Below are 18454 nucleotides of genomic sequence, written 5' to 3'. Positions count from 1 at the left end.
ACGGTCGCAGACATCTCCCGGCCCGACCTGACAGACTGAGGCCGTGCCGAACCCGATCCTGCCCCCGCCCGACCTGCACCGGCACGACGGCGACGGGTGGGTCACCTGCGGGGACCACCGGCACTGGGGCCTGTTCGGGGCGGCGGGCCTGCTGCTCGCCCGCCGGGACGACGACGGGGTGCCGTCGCACCTGGTGCTCCAGCACCGGGCCCTGTGGTCCCACATGGGCGGCACCTGGGGCATCCCCGGCGGCGCGCTGGCACCGGACGAGGAGCCGTCGGCCGGTGCACTGCGCGAGGCCGCCGAGGAGGCCGCGATCGACCCGGCCGCCGTGCACGTCGTGGGTACGCACGTGCTGGAGCACCCGGCCTGGTCGTACACCACGGTGGTGGCCGACGTCGCCCCCGGGTACGGCGTCGAGCCGCGGGCGGCCGACCCCGAGAGCCTGGAGGTGCGCTGGGTGAGCCTCGCCGACCTGGACCGCCTGACCCTGCTGCCGGCGTTCGGCGAGTCCCTGCCGCGGCTGCTCGCGCTGCTGGGCTGACGACCGGTCCGGCCGGCCCAGACCCGGCTGACCTGCGGCAAGACATCTCGCCGTGACCGGACCGCAACCAGATTTCATCCGCTCCCCGCACCACGAGGTACCCCGGACGGCACAAGAATGTGACCCGTGCCCCCTCTCCCCGCCGGCACGGCTTCGCGCCCCGGCGTCCGGCTAGCCGAGATCCACGGGCTCCGCGGTCTCGCCCTGGTGCTCGTCGTCCTGTTCCACCTCTTCGGCGCAGGACGGGTCTCGGGCGGCGTCGACGTCTTCCTCGTGGTGTCCGGGTTCCTGGTGACGCGCTCGCTCGTGCGGCGGGCCGACGACGGGTCGCTCCGGCTCGGTGCCGTCTGGGCCCGCAACGCGGCACGGCTGGCGCCGTCGGCCCTCGTGGTGCTCGCTGCGGTCGCGGCCGCCACCTGGCTGCTCCTGCCCGAGTCGCACTGGGAGAGCATCCTGCGCCAGGTGGTGGCCTCCGCCCTGTACGTGGAGAACTGGGACCTCATCGCGAACGAGCTCAGCTACGGCGCGGCGGGCCCGGCCGCGAGCCCCCTGCAGCACTTCTGGTCGCTGTCGGTCCAGGGACAGTTCCTCCTGGTGTGGCCGCTGGTCGTCCTGCTGGTCGGCGTGGCGGTGCGGCGTGCCCGGCTGCGGGTGCGCACCGTGCTGCTGCCGCTGGTGGCGCTCGCGACGGCGGCCTCCTTCGCCTACGCCGTGCACCTGAGCGCCGTGCAGCAGCCCGTGGCCTACTTCCACACGGCCACCCGGTTCTGGGAGCTGGGTGCCGGAGCCCTGCTCGGGCTCGTCCCCCTCGGTACCCCCGGACGGGTGCGCGCCGTCGGCGCCTGGCTCGGCCTGGGCCTCGTGGTGGCCTCGGGCTTCGTGCTCGACGGCGGCACCCTGTTCCCCGGCCCGTGGACCCTCTGGCCGGTGGCCGGCGCCCTGCTCGTCATCGCGGGGGCCGGGACGCCGTCGTCCTGGGGGCCGCGCGGCACGCTCGCCTTCCGCCCGCTGCGGTTCCTCGCCGACATCTCCTACGAGCTGTACCTGTGGCACTGGCCGGTGCTGATCTTCCTCCTCGCGCTGACCGGGGCGCACGCCGTCGGCTGGCGCGAGGCCGCCCTCGTGCTCACGGCCTCGGTGGTCCTGGCGTGGCTCACCCGGCGTCTGGTGGCGCGGCCCGCGGCGCGCGCCGTCCCCCGCGTGCTCCCGGCCGGCCGGGCACTGGTGTCGCTCACGGCCGCGGTGGCCGCCACGGCGCTCGTCGTCGTACCGGTGCTGGGCCTGCAGGCCGACCTGCGGGAGCAGACGGCGGAGGCCGCCGAGGAGTTCGGCGTCGTCGACACGCGGCACCCCGGCGCGTCGGCGCTCGGCTCTGCCGAGGTGGTGCCCGCCGCGGACCTGCGGCCGGCGCTCGGGGCCGCCCAGGCGGACAAGGGGCAGTTCTTCACCGACGGCCGGTGCGTCCAGGAGCACGGCAGCGGACCGGGTCTCGACGAGGCCCTGTGGTGCGACCTGTACGCACCGGAGCAGCCGACGGCGACCGTGCTGCTCGCCGGCGGCTCCCACCTGTACCAGTGGTCCGAGACGTTCCTGGAGATCGCCCGGGAGCACGACTGGCGGCTCGTCCTCGCCGGCAAGGGGCAGTGCCGGGTCAAGCACGTCCCCGCGCCCGAGCACGGCTGCGTGCTGTGGGGCGACAACGTGATCGAGCTGGCGCGGGAGCTGCAGCCGGACGCGATGGTCGTCGACGGCACCCACACCCACTACGACGGCGAGCTGGAGACCGTCCCGCCCGAGCAGGTCGCCGCATGGCAGCTCCTGGACCAGGCCGGTGTCCGGCTGATCGGCCTCCGCGACAACCCGCGCGGCGGCCACGACCCCCTGGTGCTCAACTGCCTCGCCGAGCACGGCGTGGGCAGCGGTCTCTGCGACCTGACCCGGTCCGAGGTGTACCCCGAGGTCTCGCCCGCGCTGACCACGCCGGGGGTACCCACGTCGATGGTGCACGTCGACCTCACCCGGTGGTACTGCCGCGAGTCGGACGACCGCTGCCCGGCCGTGATCGGCAACGTGCTCGTCTACCGGGACGGCAGCCACCTCACCAACACGTTCCTGCGGTCGTTGCAGCCGATGCTCACCGAGGCGCTCCAGGCGGAGGCGCCGTGGCTCTTCCCGGCGGAGTCCGCCTCGCGGCCCTGAGCCCGGCCGCCTCCCGGACGAGGACCGCCCGCTGCTATAGGGTCGATTCGTGCACATCCGGATCGCTCCCGAAGAGGTGCTGGGCCTGGCGCGGATCGCCGGGCAGGCTCCGCCCGTCATCAGCTCCGTCGTCGGCGACCGGGACGTGATCCGCGTGGTCGCCGACCTGCGCCGCCTGGAGACGCTGCCCGGCCCGCTCAAGCTGGCCGTGAAGATCGCCCCGATCGTGCGGGCCGACGTGCGCCTGTCCGGGTTCGAGCGCGGCGTCGCCACGCTGACGGTCGAGGTGAACGCGGCCGGGCTCCCGGCGCACCGGCTGCTCAGCCTCGCGGCCGCGCCGATCGAGCAGGAGATCGCCAAGCAGGGTCTGCCGCCGGGCGTCGTCGACGTGCAGCCCGACGCGCGGATCGCCGTCGACGTCGAACGCCTTCTGGAGGTCAAGGTCCCGGGCCTCACCGTCTCGGGCGCGAAGGTGGAGGGCGGCCAGATCGTCCTCGACGCGTCCGTGGCCTGAGCCGCGGGCTCGGGCGGGCAACCGGCAGAGATGTAGCGCGGGGCACGAGCCGCGAGCCACGAGGCACGAGGCACGAGCCGCGGGGCACGAGGCACGAAGCACGAAGCACGAAGCACGAAGCACCCCAGGGAACCGCCCCGCGGAGGTGTGTTGCTCTCCGTAGAACATGTCTACTCAGAGCAACACACCCCCGAGGGGCAGGTGCACCCGGGCCGCGCAGGGAGGGCCCGCACACGCAGGGCCGGCACACGCAGGGCCCACACGCGCAGAGCAGGCACACGCAGAGCAGGCCCGCGCAGAGCAGGCACGCACGGAACGACGCCTACCGCACGAGGCCACGCGGAGAGGCCCGCCAGCGACGCCCTAGCTGCCCACCCGGGCGTCCAGCACGCGCGCACCCTCCGCGATCGACCCTGACAGCGACGGGTAGATCGTGAATGCCGACGCGACGTCCTCCACGGTGAGCCGGTGCTGGACCGCCAGGGTGATCGGGAAGATCAGCTCGGACGCCCGCGGCGCCACCACCACGCCCCCGAGCACCACGCCCGCCTCGGGGTGCGCGAACAGCTTCACGAACCCGTCCCGGATGCCGAGCATCTTGGCCCGGGGGTTGCGGGCCAGCGGCAGCGTCGTGGTGATGTACTTCGAGCTCTGGGCGCGCAGCTTCTCCTCGCTGTACCCGACCGTCGCGATCTCGGGCGCCGTGAAGATGTTCGACGCGACCGTGCGCAGCGCGAGCGGCTGGACGGCGTCGCCCAGGGCGTGGGCCACGGCGATGCGGCCCTGCATGGCCGCCACGGAGGCGAGCGGCAGCACACCCGTGCAGTCCCCCGAGGCGTAGATGCCGCGCACCGAGGTGCGCGAGACCCGGTCCACCACGACGTGCCCGGACTCCGACAGCCGCACCCCGGCCTCCTCGAGGCCCAGGCCGGACGTCGCCGGCACGCCGCCGACCGCCACCAGCACGTGCGAGCCGTGCACCACGCGACCGTCCGCCAGCGTGACCTCCACGCCGTCGTCGGTGCGCACGGCGCCCGCCGCCCGCGAGCGGGACAGCACCGTCATGCCGCGGGAGCGGAACACGCCCTCCAGGAGCTCGGCGGCGTCCTCGTCCTCGCCCGGCAGCACGCGGTCGCGGCTGGAGACGAGCACGACGTCGGACCCGAGCGCGTTGTACGCGCCCGCGAACTCCGCCCCGGTGACGCCCGAGCCCACCACGATCAGACGTTCGGGCAGCTCACGCAGGTTGTACATCTGCGTCCAGGTGAGGATGCGCTCGCCGTCGGGCACCGCGGTGGGCAGGGTGCGCGGGGTGGCGCCGAGCGCGAGGAGGATCGAGTCCGCCTCCAGCGCCTCGGTGCCGCCGCCGGGCAGCTCGGCGACCACGCGCGAGGGCCCGTCCAGCCGGCCCCTCCCCGCGATGATCCGGATGCCCTCGCGCTCCAGCCGGCCCCGGATGTCCGCGCTCTGCGCACGGGCCAGCGCGAGCACGCGCTTGTTCACGGCCTGCAGGTCCACGAGGTGCTTGCGCTTCTCGGCCGCCGACGCCGCGGCCTGCACCGCCGAGCCGCCCAGCGCGGGCACGCCGTAGGCGGACACCACGGGGATGCCGCCGGTGGCGAGCGAGACGTCGACGTCCGAGGCCGGGTCCACGACGTCGTCGGGCATCCGGATGCCGAGCTCGGGGGCACGGTCGGCGATCGTCATCCACTCGGCGGTGGCGATGAGGGTCTTGGACGGCACCACGTCGGTCAGGACTGCCGCGCCGCCCAGGCCCTGCTGCTCCACGACGGTCACCTGCGCACCGTGGCTGCGGGCCACGAGGGCCGCCTCGTACCCGCCGGGTCCGCCACCTACGACGACGACGTGGGGCGGGACTGCTGTGGGATCGAGGGGGGTCACGGCCCCATTCTCGCATCGCCGCCGGATGTCACGAAGTCGCCCGCCTCGTGGGCGCGTGCCACAGGGAAAGTGGCGATAACCTCGGACCATGAGCACGGAGCCAGACCTCGACGACCCGACCACCGACCCCTTCGACGTGGCCGCGGCCGCCGCGGAGTACATCGCCGCCAAGACCGGGGTCTCGGGGCACGACGTCGCGCTCGTGCTCGGCTCCGGGTGGGGCGGGGCGGCCGAGCTGATCGGTGACGTCGTCGCCGAGATCCCGACCGCCGAGATCCCCGGGTTCACCAAGCCCGCGGTCGAGGGCCACCGGTCCACCACGCGCTCGATCCGGATCGAGCGGCCCGACGGCGCCGTCCGGCACGCGCTCGTGCTCGGCTCCCGCACCCACCTCTACGAGGGCCGGGGCATCCGGCGCGTGGCCCACGGCGTGCGCACCGCGGCCGCCGCCGGCTGCGAGACGGTGATCCTGACCAACGGCTGCGGCAGCGTGCACATCGGCTGGCGCCCCGGGCAGGTCGTGCTCATCAAGGACCACCTGAACCTCACGGGGCAGACCCCGCTGGAGGGCGCCAAGTTCGCCGACATGACGAACATCTACACGCCGCGCCTGCGCGAGCTCGCCCGCAGCGTGGACCCGGACCTGCCCGAGGGCGTGTACGCACAGTTCCACGGGCCGCAGTACGAGACGCCGGCCGAGGTGAAGATGGCGGGCCTGCTGGGCGCCGACCTGGTCGGCATGTCGACCGCGGTCGAGGCCGTCGCCGCACGCCACTGCAGGATGGACGTGCTCGGGATCTCCCTGGCCACCAACCTCGCCGCCGGGATCAGCCCCAGCCCGCTCTCCCACGAAGAAGTGCTGGAGGCGGGCCGTGAGGCCGGCCCGCGGATCAGCGACCTGCTCGCCCGAGTGGTCAAGCAGCTCTGATGACCGAGCCCGCCACCCCGCCCACCGCGACCGGGACCCTCTCGGCGCCGGACCTGGTCGCGCGCGCCGAGGCCTGGATGGCGGCCGACGTCGACCAGGGCGACGTCGGCGAGCTGCACGCGCTGATCGCACGGACGTCGGACCCGCACTCGGGCCGCATCGCGCTCGCCGAGCTGGCCGACCGTTTCGCCGGCCCGCTCGAGTTCGGCACGGCCGGCCTGCGGGGCGCGATGGCCGCAGGCCCGAACCGCATGAACCGCGCCGTGGTGATCGCCGCCGCGGCGGGCCTGGGCAACTTCCTCGCCGCCGACGTGCAGGGCACCCCGCGCGTCGTGGTCGGGTTCGACGCCCGGCACCGCTCCGCGGACTTCGCCCGCGACACGGCGGCCGTGCTGGTCGCGGCCGGGGCCGAGGTGCTGCTGCTGCCGGAGCCCGGTCCGACGCCGGTGCTGGCCTTCGCCGTGCGTCACCTGTCGGCCGACGCCGGCGTGATGGTCACCGCGAGCCACAACCCCGCCGCCGACAACGGCTACAAGGTGTACCTGGGCGGCCGGGTGGTGACGGACGCGGGCCAGGGCGCGCAGATCGTGCCGCCCTACGACGCCCTCATCGCGGGCGAGATCGCCCTGGTCCGGGCCGCGAAGGACGTGCCGCGCGCCGAGTCCGGCTGGACCGTGCTCGGGCCGGAGATCACCGACGCCTACCACGCGGCCGTGGCCGGTCTGCACGACGGCGCCACGGGTCCCCGGCTGCGCATCGTCACCACGTCGCTGCACGGGGTGGGCGGCGAGGCGGTCGCCCGGGTGCTGGCCGAGGCGGGCTTCACCGACGTCGTCCCCGTGGAGGAGCAGGCCGAGCCCGACCCGGACTTCCCCACCGTCGCGTTCCCCAACCCGGAGGAGCCGGGCGCGATCGACATGGCCCTCGCCCTGGCGCAGGACTCCCACGCGGACCTCGTCATCGCCAACGACCCGGACGCGGACCGCTGCGCCGTCGCTGTGCTCGACCCGCAGTACGGCACCTATCAGGGTGCGGAGACGGCGTCGTCGCAGGGCTGGCGCATGCTGCACGGCGACGAGGTGGGCATGCTGCTCGGCTGGGACGCGGCCGAGCGGGCCGTGAGCGCCGGGACCGGCGGCACGCTGGCCTGCTCGATCGTGTCGTCGCGGGCGCTGGCGGCCATCGCCGCGGCCCACGGCCTGGAGCACGCGACCACCCTCACGGGCTTCAAGTGGATCTCCCGCACACCGGGCCTCGTGTTCGGGTACGAGGAGGCTCTGGGCTACTGCGTCGATCCTGAGCACGTCCGGGACAAGGACGGGCTGTCGGCCGCCGTCGCCGTCGCACAGCTCGCGCGCCGGCTGGCCGCGCAGGGCCGCACGCTCCTCGACCTGCTCGACGACGTGGCACGGGCCTGCGGTCTGCACGTGACCGGGCAGGTGTCGGCGCGGTTCGACGACCTGGACGGGATCGGGTCGACGATGGCGGCGCTGCGCACGTCCCCGCCGTCGGCGCTGGCGGGCTCGCCGGTGGACTCGGTGAGCGACCTCGCCGAGGGGATGGACGGCCTGCCGCCCACGGACGGCGTGGTGCTGCTGACCGCGGACGACACGCGCGTCATCGTGCGGCCGAGCGGTACGGAACCGAAGGTCAAGTGCTACATCGAGGTGGTCGCGCCGGTCGAGCCCGATGCCTCGGCGGCCGCGCTGTCCGAGGCGCGGGTCGCCGCACGGGACCGGCTGGCCCGGGTGGGTGCGGACGTGCGGGCGGCCCTGGGCCTGTGACCCGCCGGGTCACTCCACGACGTCGGACAGCATGTCGATGCCGTCCGGGGACTCGGCGAGGTACCCGGGCAGCCGGTCCTCGGCCACGGCCTGCATGAGCGGGTCGAACCGTTCCCGGTCGAGCACCACCGTCGACTGGCCGTCCGCGCTGCGCCCGGTGCCCGCGTAGGGGGCGGTCAGGAACGTCATGTCGCCCGTGGACAGGTCGCGGGCGCTGATCGCCAGCTCCAGCATCGTGTCGATGGTCAGGTTCTCGTCCACCGCGACGGACCGCAGCGCCACCTCGAGGAACCGGGACAGCTTGGGCAGGTCGTTCTTGTCGGCCGTGGCCTGGGTGACGATGGCCCGCATCCAGGCCTGCTGCCGCTGCACGCGCCCGAAGTCGCCGTTCGGCAGGGAGTACCGCTCACGCGTGAACTCCAGCGCCTCCTGGCCGGTCATCTCCTGGACCACGGAGCCGCCCGCGCCGTCGGGCACCGTGATCTCGACACCGCCGAGGGTGTCGGTCAGCGTCGTGAAGGACTCGAAGTCGCTGACCGCGAAGTGGTCGATGCGGACGCCCGTCAGGTCCTCGACGGTCTCGATCATGAGCGCGGGACCGCCGTAGGAGAACGCCGCGTTGATCTTCGCCTCGCCGTAGCCGGGGATCGGCACCCAGGAGTCGCGCGGGATGGAGATCGCGGCGGCCGACTTCCGGTCGGCGGACAGGTGGAACAGCAGGATGGCGTCGGTGCGCTGGGCGCCGAACTCCCACGCGGACGGGTCGCCGGCGGAGATCCGGCTGTCGGACCCGAGCACGAGGATGTTGACGGGGGCCGGCGCGCCCTGCGGTGCCGGGGCGGGCCGGTCGGCCTCGTCGAGGCCGGCGAACGGGTCGTCGATGCGCTCGATCTTCTCGTCGAGCGAGATCCGGTAGCCGAACCAGGCCGTGGCCCCGCTGGCGCCGACGAGCACGAGCGCGCCCGCGACGAGCGCCGCGACGAAGCCCTTGCCCCGGGGGCGGCGCTCGCTCGGGCGGACGCCGGGGGCCGGCTCGGCCGCGGTCAACAGGTCGTCGATCCGCTCAGGTGCATGCATACCCACGTACTTACCGCTGCGGGCAGGTCGGGCGCATCACCCCGAAAGAGACATCACCCCCGATTCACCCCCGCTCCCCGCGGGGCCGAGGAGACCTGCGCATGGCAAGATCCGCCCCATGCGCGGAATCATTCTCGCCGGCGGCTCCGGCACCCGCCTGCACCCGATCACCCAGGGCATCAGCAAGCAGCTCGTGCCGGTCTACGACAAGCCGATGATCTACTACCCGTTGTCCACCCTGATCCTGGCCGGGATCAGCGACGTCCTGGTCATCACCACCCCGCAGGACGCCGACCAGTTCCAGCGGCTGCTCGGCGACGGCTCGCAGTTCGGCATCTCGATCAGCTACACGGCTCAGCCGTCGCCCGACGGGCTCGCCCAGGCCTTCGTGCTGGGCGAGGAGTTCCTCGGTGACGACTCGGTGGCCCTCGTGCTCGGCGACAACATCTTCTACGGCCCCGGCCTGGGCACCCGGCTGACCCGCTTCGCGGACCTGGACGGCGGCGCCGTCTTCGCCTACCGCGTGGCCGACCCCTCCGCCTACGGGGTGGTCGAGTTCGACGACCAGGGCATGGCCCTGTCCCTGGAGGAGAAGCCGGCCCGGCCCCGGTCCCGGTACGCGGTGCCGGGGCTGTACTTCTACGACAACGACGTGGTCGCCATCGCCAAGGGGCTCAAGCCCTCGGCGCGCGGCGAGTACGAGATCACCGACGTCAACGCCGAGTACCTGCGCCAGGGCCGGCTCCAGGTCGAGGTGCTGCCGCGCGGCACGGCCTGGCTGGACACCGGCACGTTCGACTCGCTGCTCGAGGCGTCCGACTACGTCCGCACCGTCGAACGGCGCCAGGGCCTCAAGATCGGCGCCCCGGAGGAGGTCGCCTGGCGCCGGGGCTTCCTGTCGGACGACGACCTGCGGGTCCGCGCGGAGAAGCTCACCAAGTCGGGTTACGGCAGCTACCTGCTGAGTCTCCTGGAGCAGCAGTGACCTCGTAGCGCCGAACCGTCGCACGACACGCGACACGCGACACGCGACGCGGGACGCGGGACACGGGACACGCGACACGGGACACGGGACGCGGGCACCCGGTGCCCGGTGCCCGGTCCGGCTGGTGCCGCTGTCTCGTGCCGGGGGCCTCCGGGGGAAAGGTGCCCCGCGCAGTCGTGTTGCTGACCGTAGACAACGTCTACTCAGAGCAACCCGCCTCCGCGAGGCACCTTTCCCCGAGGCCGCCGTGGACGGCGCACCCGCACACGCTGCGCAGGCCCTACGGTGCGCAGGCCCTACGGTGCCCCCAGCACCTCCGGTGCCGCCGCCTTCCACCGCTCGGCCCAGTCGCCGATCGGCTCCACGCCGACCGCCCGGAGGCGGTCGTGCCCCAGCACCGAGTACGCCGGCCGCGGCGCCGGGAGCTGGTACTCGGCGCTCGTCGTCGTGTCGACGGGCGTGGCGTGCCCGGCCGACGCGACCACCTCCCGCGCGAAGCCCCACCACGTCACCCGGCCGGACGACGTGCCGTGGTAGATCCCGCCGGGCACCCGTGCGGCGACGAGCCGGACGATCAGGTCGGCCACGTCGGCGGTCCAGGTGGGCTGCCCGGTCTGGTCGTCCACGACGCTGAGCCGGTCCCGCTCGCCCGCGACGCGCGCGATGGTCCGGGGGAAGCACCTGCCGCCGGCCCCGTACAGCCACGCCGTGCGCACGACGACGGCGTCCGGCGCCTCCGCGCGCACCGCCCACTCGCCGGCGGCCTTGGTGCGGCCGTACGCCGAGCGAGGCACCACCGGCGCGTCCTCCGGGTAGGGCTCGGTCGCGACACCGTCGAACACGTAGTCGGTCGAGACGTGCACCAGCCGGGCACCCGCGGCGGCTGCGGCGCGCGCGAGGTGGGCGGCGGCCGTCGCGTTGACGGCGAACGCCTCGGCCTCGTGCTCCTCGGCGGCGTCCACGGCGGTCCACGCAGCGCAGTTGACCACCACGTCGTAGCCGGCCACCGCCGCGCGGACCGCCACCGCGTCCGTGACGTCCAGCTCGGCCCGCCCGGCGCCGGACACCTCGTGCCCCGCGCGGGTGGCCGCGGTCAGCACGTCCTGCCCGAGCATGCCCGCGGCCCCGACGACGAGCCACCGCTGCGCGGCTCCTGCGGGGTCGGTCGGTCCAGGTCCCTTGGTCACTCCGGCTCCAGCCACCCTAAGATCCTAGAGCCGCATCCGAACCCCGCGAGGAGAGCCATGAAGTACCGCGAGCTGGCCGTGCCCGGCGCGTTCGAGATCACCCCCCAGCAGCACGGAGACCCGCGGGGGCTGTTCCTGGAGGTGTTCCGGGCGGGCGCCTTCGCCGACGCCGTAGGGCACGCCTTCGACCTGCAGCAGGTCAACTGCTCGGTGTCGGCCGCCGGGGTGCTGCGCGGCATCCACTTCGCCGACGTGCCACCCAGCCAGGCCAAGTACGTGATGTGCGTCAGCGGCGCGGTGCTCGACGTCGTCGTCGACATCCGGGTGGGCTCGCCCACCTTCGGCGTGTGGGACGCCGTCCTGCTCGACGACGTGGACCGCCGCGCCGTCTACCTGCCTGAGGGGCTGGGCCACGCGTTCATGTCGCTGGAGGACGGCTCCACCGTGCTGTACCTGTGCTCGGCCGGGTACGCGCCGGGCCGTGAGCACGGCATCCACCCGCTGGACGAGGAGCTCGGCATCGAGTGGCCCGACACGGCCCGTGACGGCACTCCCCTGACCCCGCTCCTGTCGGAGAAGGACGAGGCCGCCCCGACGCTGGCCGAGGCCCGCGCCCAGAACCTCCTGCCCACGCTGGACGAGGTCCGCGCCTACGTCACGTCCCTGCCACCTCGTTGAGTGGGCTACTGGTTGGTGCGGGCGTACCTGGCCTCCGTCGCAGCCTTTGTCGGGCGCCACCAGGACTCGTGGGCGCGGTACCAGTCGACCGTGGCCTCCAGGCCCTCGCGGAAGTCCGTGTAGCGCGGGGACCAGCCCAGCTCGGTGCGCAGGCGGCTCGCGTCGATCGCGTACCGCAGGTCGTGCCCCGGGCGGTCGGTGACGTGGTCGAAGTCGTCGGCGTCGCGCCCGAAGATCTCCAGGAGCGTGCGCACCACGTCGAGGTTGCTCGTCTCGCCGTCGGCCCCGATCAGGTAGGTCTCCCCGGCCTGGCCCTTCTCGATGACGCTCCAGACGGCGGAGTTGTGGTCCTCGACGTGGATCCAGTCGCGCACGTTGCGGCCCGCGCCGTACAGCCGGGGCCGCACACCGTCGATCAGGTTGGTGATCTGGCGCGGGATGAACTTCTCGACGTGCTGGTACGGGCCGTAGTTGTTCGAGCAGTTCGAGATCGTGGCCCGGATGCCGAACGAGCGCACCCAGGCGCGGACCAGCAGGTCGGAGCCGGCCTTGGTCGACGAGTAGGGCGACGAGGGGTTGTACGGCGTCCCGGAGGTGAACCGTTCCGGGGTGTCGAGCGGGAGGTCGCCGTACACCTCGTCGGTCGAGATGTGGTGGAACCGGACGCCGTGCCGCCGCACCGCCTCCAGCAGCGTGAACGTGCCCACCAGGTTGGTCTGCACGAACGGCGTCGGGTCGTCCAGGGAGTTGTCGTTGTGGGACTCCGCGGCGAAGTGCACCACGAGGTCCGACTCCCCCACGAGGCGGTCCACGAGCGGACCGTCGGTGATCGAGCCCTCGACGAGCTCGACCCCCGTGCCGTCGAGCGAGGTCCGGTCGCCGGCGTAGGTCAGGGCGTCCAGCACCGTGACCCGTACGTCCGGCCGCTCGCGGACGGTCTGGCGGACGAAGTTCGCCCCGATGAAGCCGGCGCCGCCGGTGACCAGTACCCGCATCGTCAGTCCCGTCCGTAGATGTCGCGGGTGTAGACCTTGTCCGCCACGTCGTCCAGCGCCTCGGTGCGGCGGTTGGCGATGATGACGTCGGCCCGGGACTTGAGCTCGTCCAGGTCCCGCACCACCTCGGAGTGGAAGAACTCGTCCTCGGTCAGCGTGGGCTCGTACACGATGACCTCGACACCCTTGGCCTTGATGCGCTTCATGATGCCCTGGATGCTGGAGGCCCGGAAGTTGTCCGACCCCGACTTCATCACCAGGCGGTACACGCCCACGGTCCGCGGCCCGCGGCGCAGGATGTCGGCCGCGACGAAGTCCTTGCGCGTCGTGTTCGCGTCGACGACGGCGTTGATCAGGTTCTGCGGCACGTCGGCGTAGTTCGCCAGGAGCTGCTTGGTGTCCTTGGGCAGGCAGTACCCGCCGTAGCCGAACGACGGGTTGTTGTAGTGCGAGCCGATCCGGGGGTCCAGGCCCACGCCCTCGATGATCTGCGCCGTGTCCAGCCCACGGGTCACGGCGTAGGTGTCGAGCTCGTTGAAGTACGCCACCCGCAGCGCGAGGTAGGTGTTGGCGAACAGCTTGATCGCCTCGGCCTCGGTGGGGTCGGTCAGCAGCACCGGGACGTCCTTGGTGATCGCACCCTCCAGGAGCAGGTCCGCGAACCGCTTGCCCCGGTCGGTCCGGTCGCCCACCACGATCCGCGACGGGTGCAGGTTGTCGTACAGGGCCCGGCCCTCGCGCAGGAACTCCGGCGAGAACAGGACGGCCGCGTCGGGGTGCTCCGCGCGCAGACGCTCGGTGAACCCCACGGGGACCGTCGACTTGACCACGATCGTCGCCTCGGGGGCCCGCGCCAGCACGTCGCCGATCACCGACTCCACGGACGACGTGTCGAAGAAGTTGGTCTGCTCGTCGTAGTTGGTCGGCGTCGCCACGACCACGACCGAGGCGCCGGTGAACGCCTCGTCCCGGTCCAGCGTGGCGGTCAGGTCCAGCGGCTTGTCCCGCAGGTACTCCTCCAGCTCGGCATCGACGATCGGCGAACGGCGCGCGTTGACGAGCTCGACCTTGGCCGGGTCGATGTCCAGCGCCCACACCTCGTGGTTCTGCGCGAGCAGGACCGCGTTGGACAGGCCGACGTACCCCGTGCCGGCAACAGCGATCTTCACGACGGGACTCCTGACAGGAAAGGTCGATGACGGACCCCATGCTAGAGCGTGGGCGACCACGTGACGCACGCCACACCGGCGACCCGAGGCGCACGAGGTTAGGCTTGCCTCACCATGCCATTCACCCCGCCTCAGACCAGCCCCGCACCCGCCGAGAAGCCCCGCCGCGGAGTCCGCACCACGGCGACCGTGACGGCGGTCCGGCACGTCACCCCGCACATGATCCGGGTGACGATCGGCGGCACGGCGCTGACCGCCGTCGACCCGACGCCGTTCGCGGACCGCTACGTCAAGCTGGTCATGGCGGAGCCCACGGAACCCGAGGGCCGCCCCGTGCTGCGCACCTACACGGTCCGCGGCGTGACCGAGGCCGGCTGGGACATCGACGTCGTCACCCACGGCGACGTCGGCTACGGCGGCCCCTGGGCCCAGCGCGTGCGGCCCGGCGACGAGGTGGCCTTCGTCGGGCCGGGCGGCGACTACGCGCCGTCCCCCGACGCCCCGTGGCACCTCCTGGCCGGCGACGAGTCCGCCCTGCCGGCCATCGCGGCCGCCTGCGAGGCCCTGCCCGACGGCGCCGTGGCGCACGTCTTCGTCGAGGTCTCGGACGCCACTGAGGAGCAGGAGCTCGCGAGCGCCGCCGACCTGCACGTCACCTGGGTGCACCGGTCCGCCGGGGACGCCCTGGCCGACGCCGTGCAGGCCGCCGAGCTGCCCGACGGCGTACCGCACGCGTTCCTGCACGGGGAGGCGGGCTGCGTCCGCGACCTGCGTCGCTGGGCGCGGGCCACGCTGGGCGTCCCGCGCGACCTGCTCTCGGCGTCGGGCTACTGGCGCCGCGGTCGGGACGACGAGCACTGGCGCGCCGAGAAGGCCGAGTGGCGCGCGGCCGTGGAGCAGGACGACCTGGTCCTCAGCGCGCGGTAGGCCCGGCGCCCCGCGTCACAGCCCGTCGAGCACCGCGAACCAGCGTTTCGCCGTGGCGCCGTCGTAGGGCGGCTCACCGGCCCGCACGGCGGCGAGGAGGGCGTCGGCGTCGCTGCGCACCCGCTCGATCACGGACGGCGGGTACCCGTAGCGCACGCTGTGCTCGGCGAACTCGTCCTCGTCGTCGATGTACGTCTCGCCGTACCGGCGGGCGTCCCGGCTGCCCGGCTCCCGGGCGATCACGTCGAGGTCCATGTCGGCGGCGGTCACCACGAACTCCGGCCCGCCGTCGGCGTCCGGCACGGCGTGCCACTCGGGCACGGTCGTGAGGTCGATGTACAGGAGCGTGCCGCGCGGGTGGCCGCGGTGGAGCTCCGCGACCCAGCCGACGGGGCCGAAGACCACCAGGCCCGGGCTCTTCGCGTGGTAGGCCAGGCCGGGCCTGCTGAAGTACGTGCCGGGCCGGTAGCCGAGCCAGGTCCCGTGCTCGTCGCGGCCCAGGTACCTGGCGTCGAACCGCCAGTGGTCCCCGCCGTCCCACTTGTGCATCCGGCTGCCCACGAGGGTGCCGGGCACGGACGGCATCGACGACGATACGCCCTGGTCAGCAGGTTGTTGCGCAGACATGTCCGGCAGCCTACCGAGACGTCGCCGGGCCGTAACCCGGCACCACTACGCTCTGGCCACCGTCGGCCGGGCGTTGCACGCCGGACCGCTCACCGGGGCGACGGTACCCACCCTGACCGTCGACCCCCGAGGAGTCTTCATGTCCCCTGAAAGCCGCCGTCTCGCCGCGTCCGGTGAGGCTGCGCACCAGGTCCCGGCCGCTGACGAGATGATCGCCGAGGCGCTGCTCGCGGCCGCCGCGGACCCCCTGCACAACCCCCATCCCGACCACCCCGGTCCGCTCCCCGACGCCCGGCCGCTGCCGACGCCCGACCAGGAGACCTGGGCCGCGGCCAAGGAGGCGAACCGGCAGCCGCGCGGGGTCTGGTCCGCACCGGACCGCGCCGCGGACCGGCCGTTCCAGGAACGACCCGAGCCGCCCTCGGGCGATGCGGTGCTCACCGCGGCACTCCGCCGCGGCCTCCCCATCGACGAGGCCGTCACGACGTCGATCCGCGGCGCCCGCCGCCTCGACACCGCCCAGTGGCGGTCGCTGTGCCACGCGCTGATGACGCACCCCGGGACGCGCCGGGCCGGCGTCGCGGGGGCCGCGCTCGTCGCCCAGCGCGCGGGCCTGCGCGAGCTCGCGTGGGACCTGCTGCGGGAGCTCGGCCCCGACGACGCCGCCCGCCTCGCCCCGGCGGAGTACCTCCGGGCCGGCATCGCCATGGCGGACGACGACGTCTCCCGGACCGCGGCGGACTGGGTGCGGCACGGGGCCGTGACCGACGCCGCGACCCTGCTGGAGATCGCGCGGCTGCTGTTCGTGGCCGACGAGCCCGGACCGGCCGCCGAGGCCCTCGACGCGGCACGCCGTGGGCCCGGCCGCACCGACGAGGTCGAGGCCTCGATCGACCATCTGGCGCCCTGGATCGAGAAGGCCCTGCGGCCCGCCGCGCCGGCGCGGGTGCCGGCGGGGCACGTGTCGTTCGCCGTGCTCGACTACAAGGCGCCGGACGAGCACGTGTCGTCCAGCAACATCGGGGACACGGTGCAGACCGTGGCGAGCCTGGGCCACCTGCTGCGGCACGAGGGCCTGCGCCTGCACGGCGACGACGCCGTCGCCGAGCCGGTGCGCTACCTCGCCGGGCGCGTGCGCCCCGACCACGCCCTGCCCGGGCCGGGCGCCGACGTGCACCTCACGCTGGTGCAGCGCGACATGTCCCACCTGGATGCCGTGCCCCCGGGCACGTGGATGCTCGCGTTCGGCTGGTACATGCACAGCCAGTTCGACCTGCGCTTCGACTTCCCGTTCCACGAGAACCTGCTGCCGCTGTTCGTGTCGTTCCACGTGAACAAGCACGCGATCCTGACCCCCGCCGCCGTCGAGTACCTGCGGGCGCACGGTCCGATCGGCTGCCGGGACTGGACCACGGTGCACCTGCTGCTCAACGCGGGCGTGCCCGCCTTCTTCAGCGGCTGCCTGACGACGACGGTCGACACCCTGTTCCCGGACGCCCCGCCGCCCGCGGCCGGAGCTCCGGCCGTGTACGTGGACACCCCCGTGCCCGACCACGACACGGGCGCCGAGCTCGTCACCCACCTGCACCCCTCGGTGCGGCACGCCCCGTTCGACCGCAACGTGCGGCACGCCGTCGGTCTGCTGGACGCCTACCGCGGCCGGTACTCCCGGGTGGTCACCTCCCGTCTGCACGCGTTCCTGCCGTCGTGGGCCGTCGGGGCCGACGTGGACTTCCGGCCACGGAACGACGCCGACATCCGGTTCGCAGGCCTGCTCGACGCCGACGAGGCGGGCCGCCGCGCCATGCAGGAGCGGATCCGCTCCGTCGTCGCGCCGGCCATGGCCGCGATCCTCGCCGGCGCCTCCCGCGAGGAGGTGTACGCCACGTGGCGCCAGACCGTGGCCGACGAGGTCGCGCGGGCGAGGGCGGTGCACGACGCGCCGGTGCCGCCGCCGTCGGGCACGTGCTCGGTGGCCGAGATCGTGGCGGCCGTGCGGGCGACGCGGGTGGTGGTGGAGGCGTCCGCGCCCCGGCCGGGCCGCACAGCCGGCGCGACGGGACGGGGCCGAGGGGCCGTGAACGTCGCCGTCGCCCTCGACGGCAACCTGCGCACCCAGCTCGAGGTGGTCGTGGCCGGCGTGGTGCGGCACACGGACCGGCCGGTCCGGGTCGTGGCGCTCACCCGCGACCACACGCCCGCGGACCACGACCGGCTGGCCCGGCTGTTCCCCGAGGTGACGTTCGAGTGGTACGCGTGCGACGGGATCGGCTACGGGGCCGTGCTCGGCATGCTCAAGCACATCACGGTCGCCACGATGGACCGGCTGCTGCTGCCCGAGCTGCTGCCGCACCTCGACCGGGTCGTCTACCACGACCTGGACGCGCTGGCGGTGGCCGACCTGGCGGAGCTGTACGACACCGACCTGCGCGGGGCGCCCCTGGCGGCCCGGCCCTCGATCTCGTACAACTACCGGCACGGCATCGGGAACGTCATCCGTTCCACGCGCCTGCTGGGGCACGACGCCGGCGCCGCGCGGGACCTGGTGCGCGCCATGACGCAGCGCCACCGGTACGGGTACCACGGCTTCAACGCGGGCATCCTGGTGCTGGACCTGGCGGTCATGCGGGCCGACCGGTTCACCGAGGAGTTCGTGCCCTACGCCGAGCGGTACGGGCTCAACGACCAGGACGTGCTCAACGCGTACGCCGGGTCGCGCTACCAGCCCCTCGGACCGCGGTGGAACGCGTGGCCGACGCAGGAGGTCGTGACCGAACCGGGCCTGATCCACTGGGCGGGGCCGGTCAAGCCGTGGCACGAGGACCGCTACGTGCTCCTCAAGGAGCACTGGCAGGCCGCGGAGACCTGGCTGGCCACCCGCCGGTGACCCGTTGAGTGCTGGATGTTCGCCCTTTCTCGCCGGTCAGAAGGGCGAACA

At 73.6% G+C, this 18454-nt stretch carries 15 protein-coding genes; 9 read left to right on the top strand and 6 right to left on the bottom strand.

Going from position 1 to position 18454, the window contains the following annotated elements:
* Positions 1–43 precede the first annotated feature (43 nt).
* From ACIBBF_RS19865 to ACIBBF_RS19855, 3 genes are all read left to right on the top strand, one after another.
* The gene (locus tag ACIBBF_RS19865) at positions 44–544 is read left to right on the top strand and encodes an NUDIX domain-containing protein (protein ID WP_397416708.1); all 501 of its coding nucleotides are present in this window, start codon (positions 44–46) and stop codon (positions 542–544) included.
* A 126-nt stretch (positions 545–670) separates the two neighbouring features.
* On the top strand, positions 671–2743 hold the full coding sequence (locus ACIBBF_RS19860) for an acyltransferase family protein (RefSeq protein WP_397416706.1): 2073 nt from the start codon (positions 671–673) through the stop codon (positions 2741–2743).
* Between the two features lie 49 nt (positions 2744–2792).
* Positions 2793–3257, top strand: a complete 465-nt coding sequence (locus ACIBBF_RS19855; protein ID WP_397416704.1) for a hypothetical protein — start codon at positions 2793–2795, stop codon at positions 3255–3257.
* Between the two features lie 363 nt (positions 3258–3620).
* Here the strand turns inward: ACIBBF_RS19855 and ACIBBF_RS19850 are convergent, their stop codons facing one another.
* Entirely contained in the window at positions 3621–5159 is a 1539-nt protein-coding gene (locus ACIBBF_RS19850; protein ID WP_397416702.1) for an NAD(P)H-quinone dehydrogenase, read from the bottom strand.
* A gap of 88 nt (positions 5160–5247) precedes the next feature.
* Between ACIBBF_RS19850 and ACIBBF_RS19845 the strand changes: the two genes are divergently transcribed.
* Positions 5248–6087 (top strand): purine-nucleoside phosphorylase, encoded by an 840-nt coding sequence (locus tag ACIBBF_RS19845; protein WP_397416700.1) that lies wholly within the window; start codon positions 5248–5250, stop codon positions 6085–6087.
* Positions 6087–7871 (top strand): phospho-sugar mutase, encoded by a 1785-nt coding sequence (locus ACIBBF_RS19840; protein ID WP_397416698.1) that lies wholly within the window; start codon positions 6087–6089, stop codon positions 7869–7871. Before ACIBBF_RS19845 ends, ACIBBF_RS19840 begins: the two co-directional genes overlap by 1 nt.
* A 9-nt stretch (positions 7872–7880) precedes the next feature.
* Here the strand turns inward: ACIBBF_RS19840 and ACIBBF_RS19835 are convergent, their stop codons facing one another.
* On the bottom strand, positions 7881–8948 hold the full coding sequence (locus ACIBBF_RS19835; protein WP_397416696.1) for an LCP family protein: 1068 nt from the start codon (positions 8946–8948) through the stop codon (positions 7881–7883).
* Between the two features lie 118 nt (positions 8949–9066).
* Between ACIBBF_RS19835 and rfbA the strand changes: the two genes are divergently transcribed.
* Positions 9067–9933, top strand: coding sequence for a glucose-1-phosphate thymidylyltransferase RfbA (rfbA, locus tag ACIBBF_RS19830; RefSeq protein ID WP_397416693.1), 867 nt, complete (start codon positions 9067–9069; stop codon positions 9931–9933).
* 296 nt (positions 9934–10229) lie between these two features.
* Here the strand turns inward: rfbA and rfbD are convergent, their stop codons facing one another.
* The gene (gene rfbD, locus ACIBBF_RS19825) at positions 10230–11135 is read right to left on the bottom strand and encodes a dTDP-4-dehydrorhamnose reductase (protein WP_397416691.1); all 906 of its coding nucleotides are present in this window, start codon (positions 11133–11135) and stop codon (positions 10230–10232) included.
* Between the two features lie 42 nt (positions 11136–11177).
* Here rfbD and ACIBBF_RS19820 point away from each other — a divergent pair, with 42 nt between their 5' ends.
* On the top strand, positions 11178–11798 hold the full coding sequence (locus tag ACIBBF_RS19820) for a dTDP-4-dehydrorhamnose 3,5-epimerase family protein (protein WP_397416689.1): 621 nt from the start codon (positions 11178–11180) through the stop codon (positions 11796–11798).
* Positions 11799–11803: 5 nt separating this feature from the next.
* Here ACIBBF_RS19820 and rfbB read toward each other — a convergent pair whose 3' ends face one another.
* Together rfbB and ACIBBF_RS19810 are read right to left on the bottom strand one after the other, a co-directional pair.
* The gene (rfbB, locus tag ACIBBF_RS19815) at positions 11804–12793 is read right to left on the bottom strand and encodes a dTDP-glucose 4,6-dehydratase (RefSeq protein ID WP_397416687.1); all 990 of its coding nucleotides are present in this window, start codon (positions 12791–12793) and stop codon (positions 11804–11806) included.
* 2 nt (positions 12794–12795) lie between these two features.
* Positions 12796–13962 (bottom strand): nucleotide sugar dehydrogenase, encoded by a 1167-nt coding sequence (locus tag ACIBBF_RS19810; RefSeq protein WP_397416684.1) that lies wholly within the window; start codon positions 13960–13962, stop codon positions 12796–12798.
* A gap of 114 nt (positions 13963–14076) precedes the next feature.
* On the opposite strand from ACIBBF_RS19810, the gene ACIBBF_RS19805 reads away from it, so the two are divergent.
* The gene (locus ACIBBF_RS19805) at positions 14077–14889 is read left to right on the top strand and encodes a siderophore-interacting protein (RefSeq protein WP_397416682.1); all 813 of its coding nucleotides are present in this window, start codon (positions 14077–14079) and stop codon (positions 14887–14889) included.
* A gap of 15 nt (positions 14890–14904) precedes the next feature.
* On the opposite strand, the gene ACIBBF_RS19800 is transcribed toward ACIBBF_RS19805, so the two are convergent.
* On the bottom strand, positions 14905–15516 hold the full coding sequence (locus ACIBBF_RS19800) for a hypothetical protein (protein WP_397416680.1): 612 nt from the start codon (positions 15514–15516) through the stop codon (positions 14905–14907).
* Positions 15517–15655: 139 nt separating this feature from the next.
* On the opposite strand from ACIBBF_RS19800, the gene ACIBBF_RS19795 reads away from it, so the two are divergent.
* Positions 15656–18403 carry a glycosyltransferase gene (locus ACIBBF_RS19795; protein ID WP_397416678.1) on the top strand — a complete coding sequence of 916 codons (2748 nt, stop codon included), beginning with the start codon at positions 15656–15658 and terminating at the stop codon, positions 18401–18403.
* Positions 18404–18454: the final 51 nt, after the last annotated feature.

Origin of the sequence: Promicromonospora sp. NPDC050880 (genome assembly GCF_044456525.1) — a bacterium.
GTDB lineage: Bacteria > Actinomycetota > Actinomycetes > Actinomycetales > Cellulomonadaceae > Promicromonospora.
This window is presented reverse-complemented; position numbering and strand designations above follow the sequence as displayed.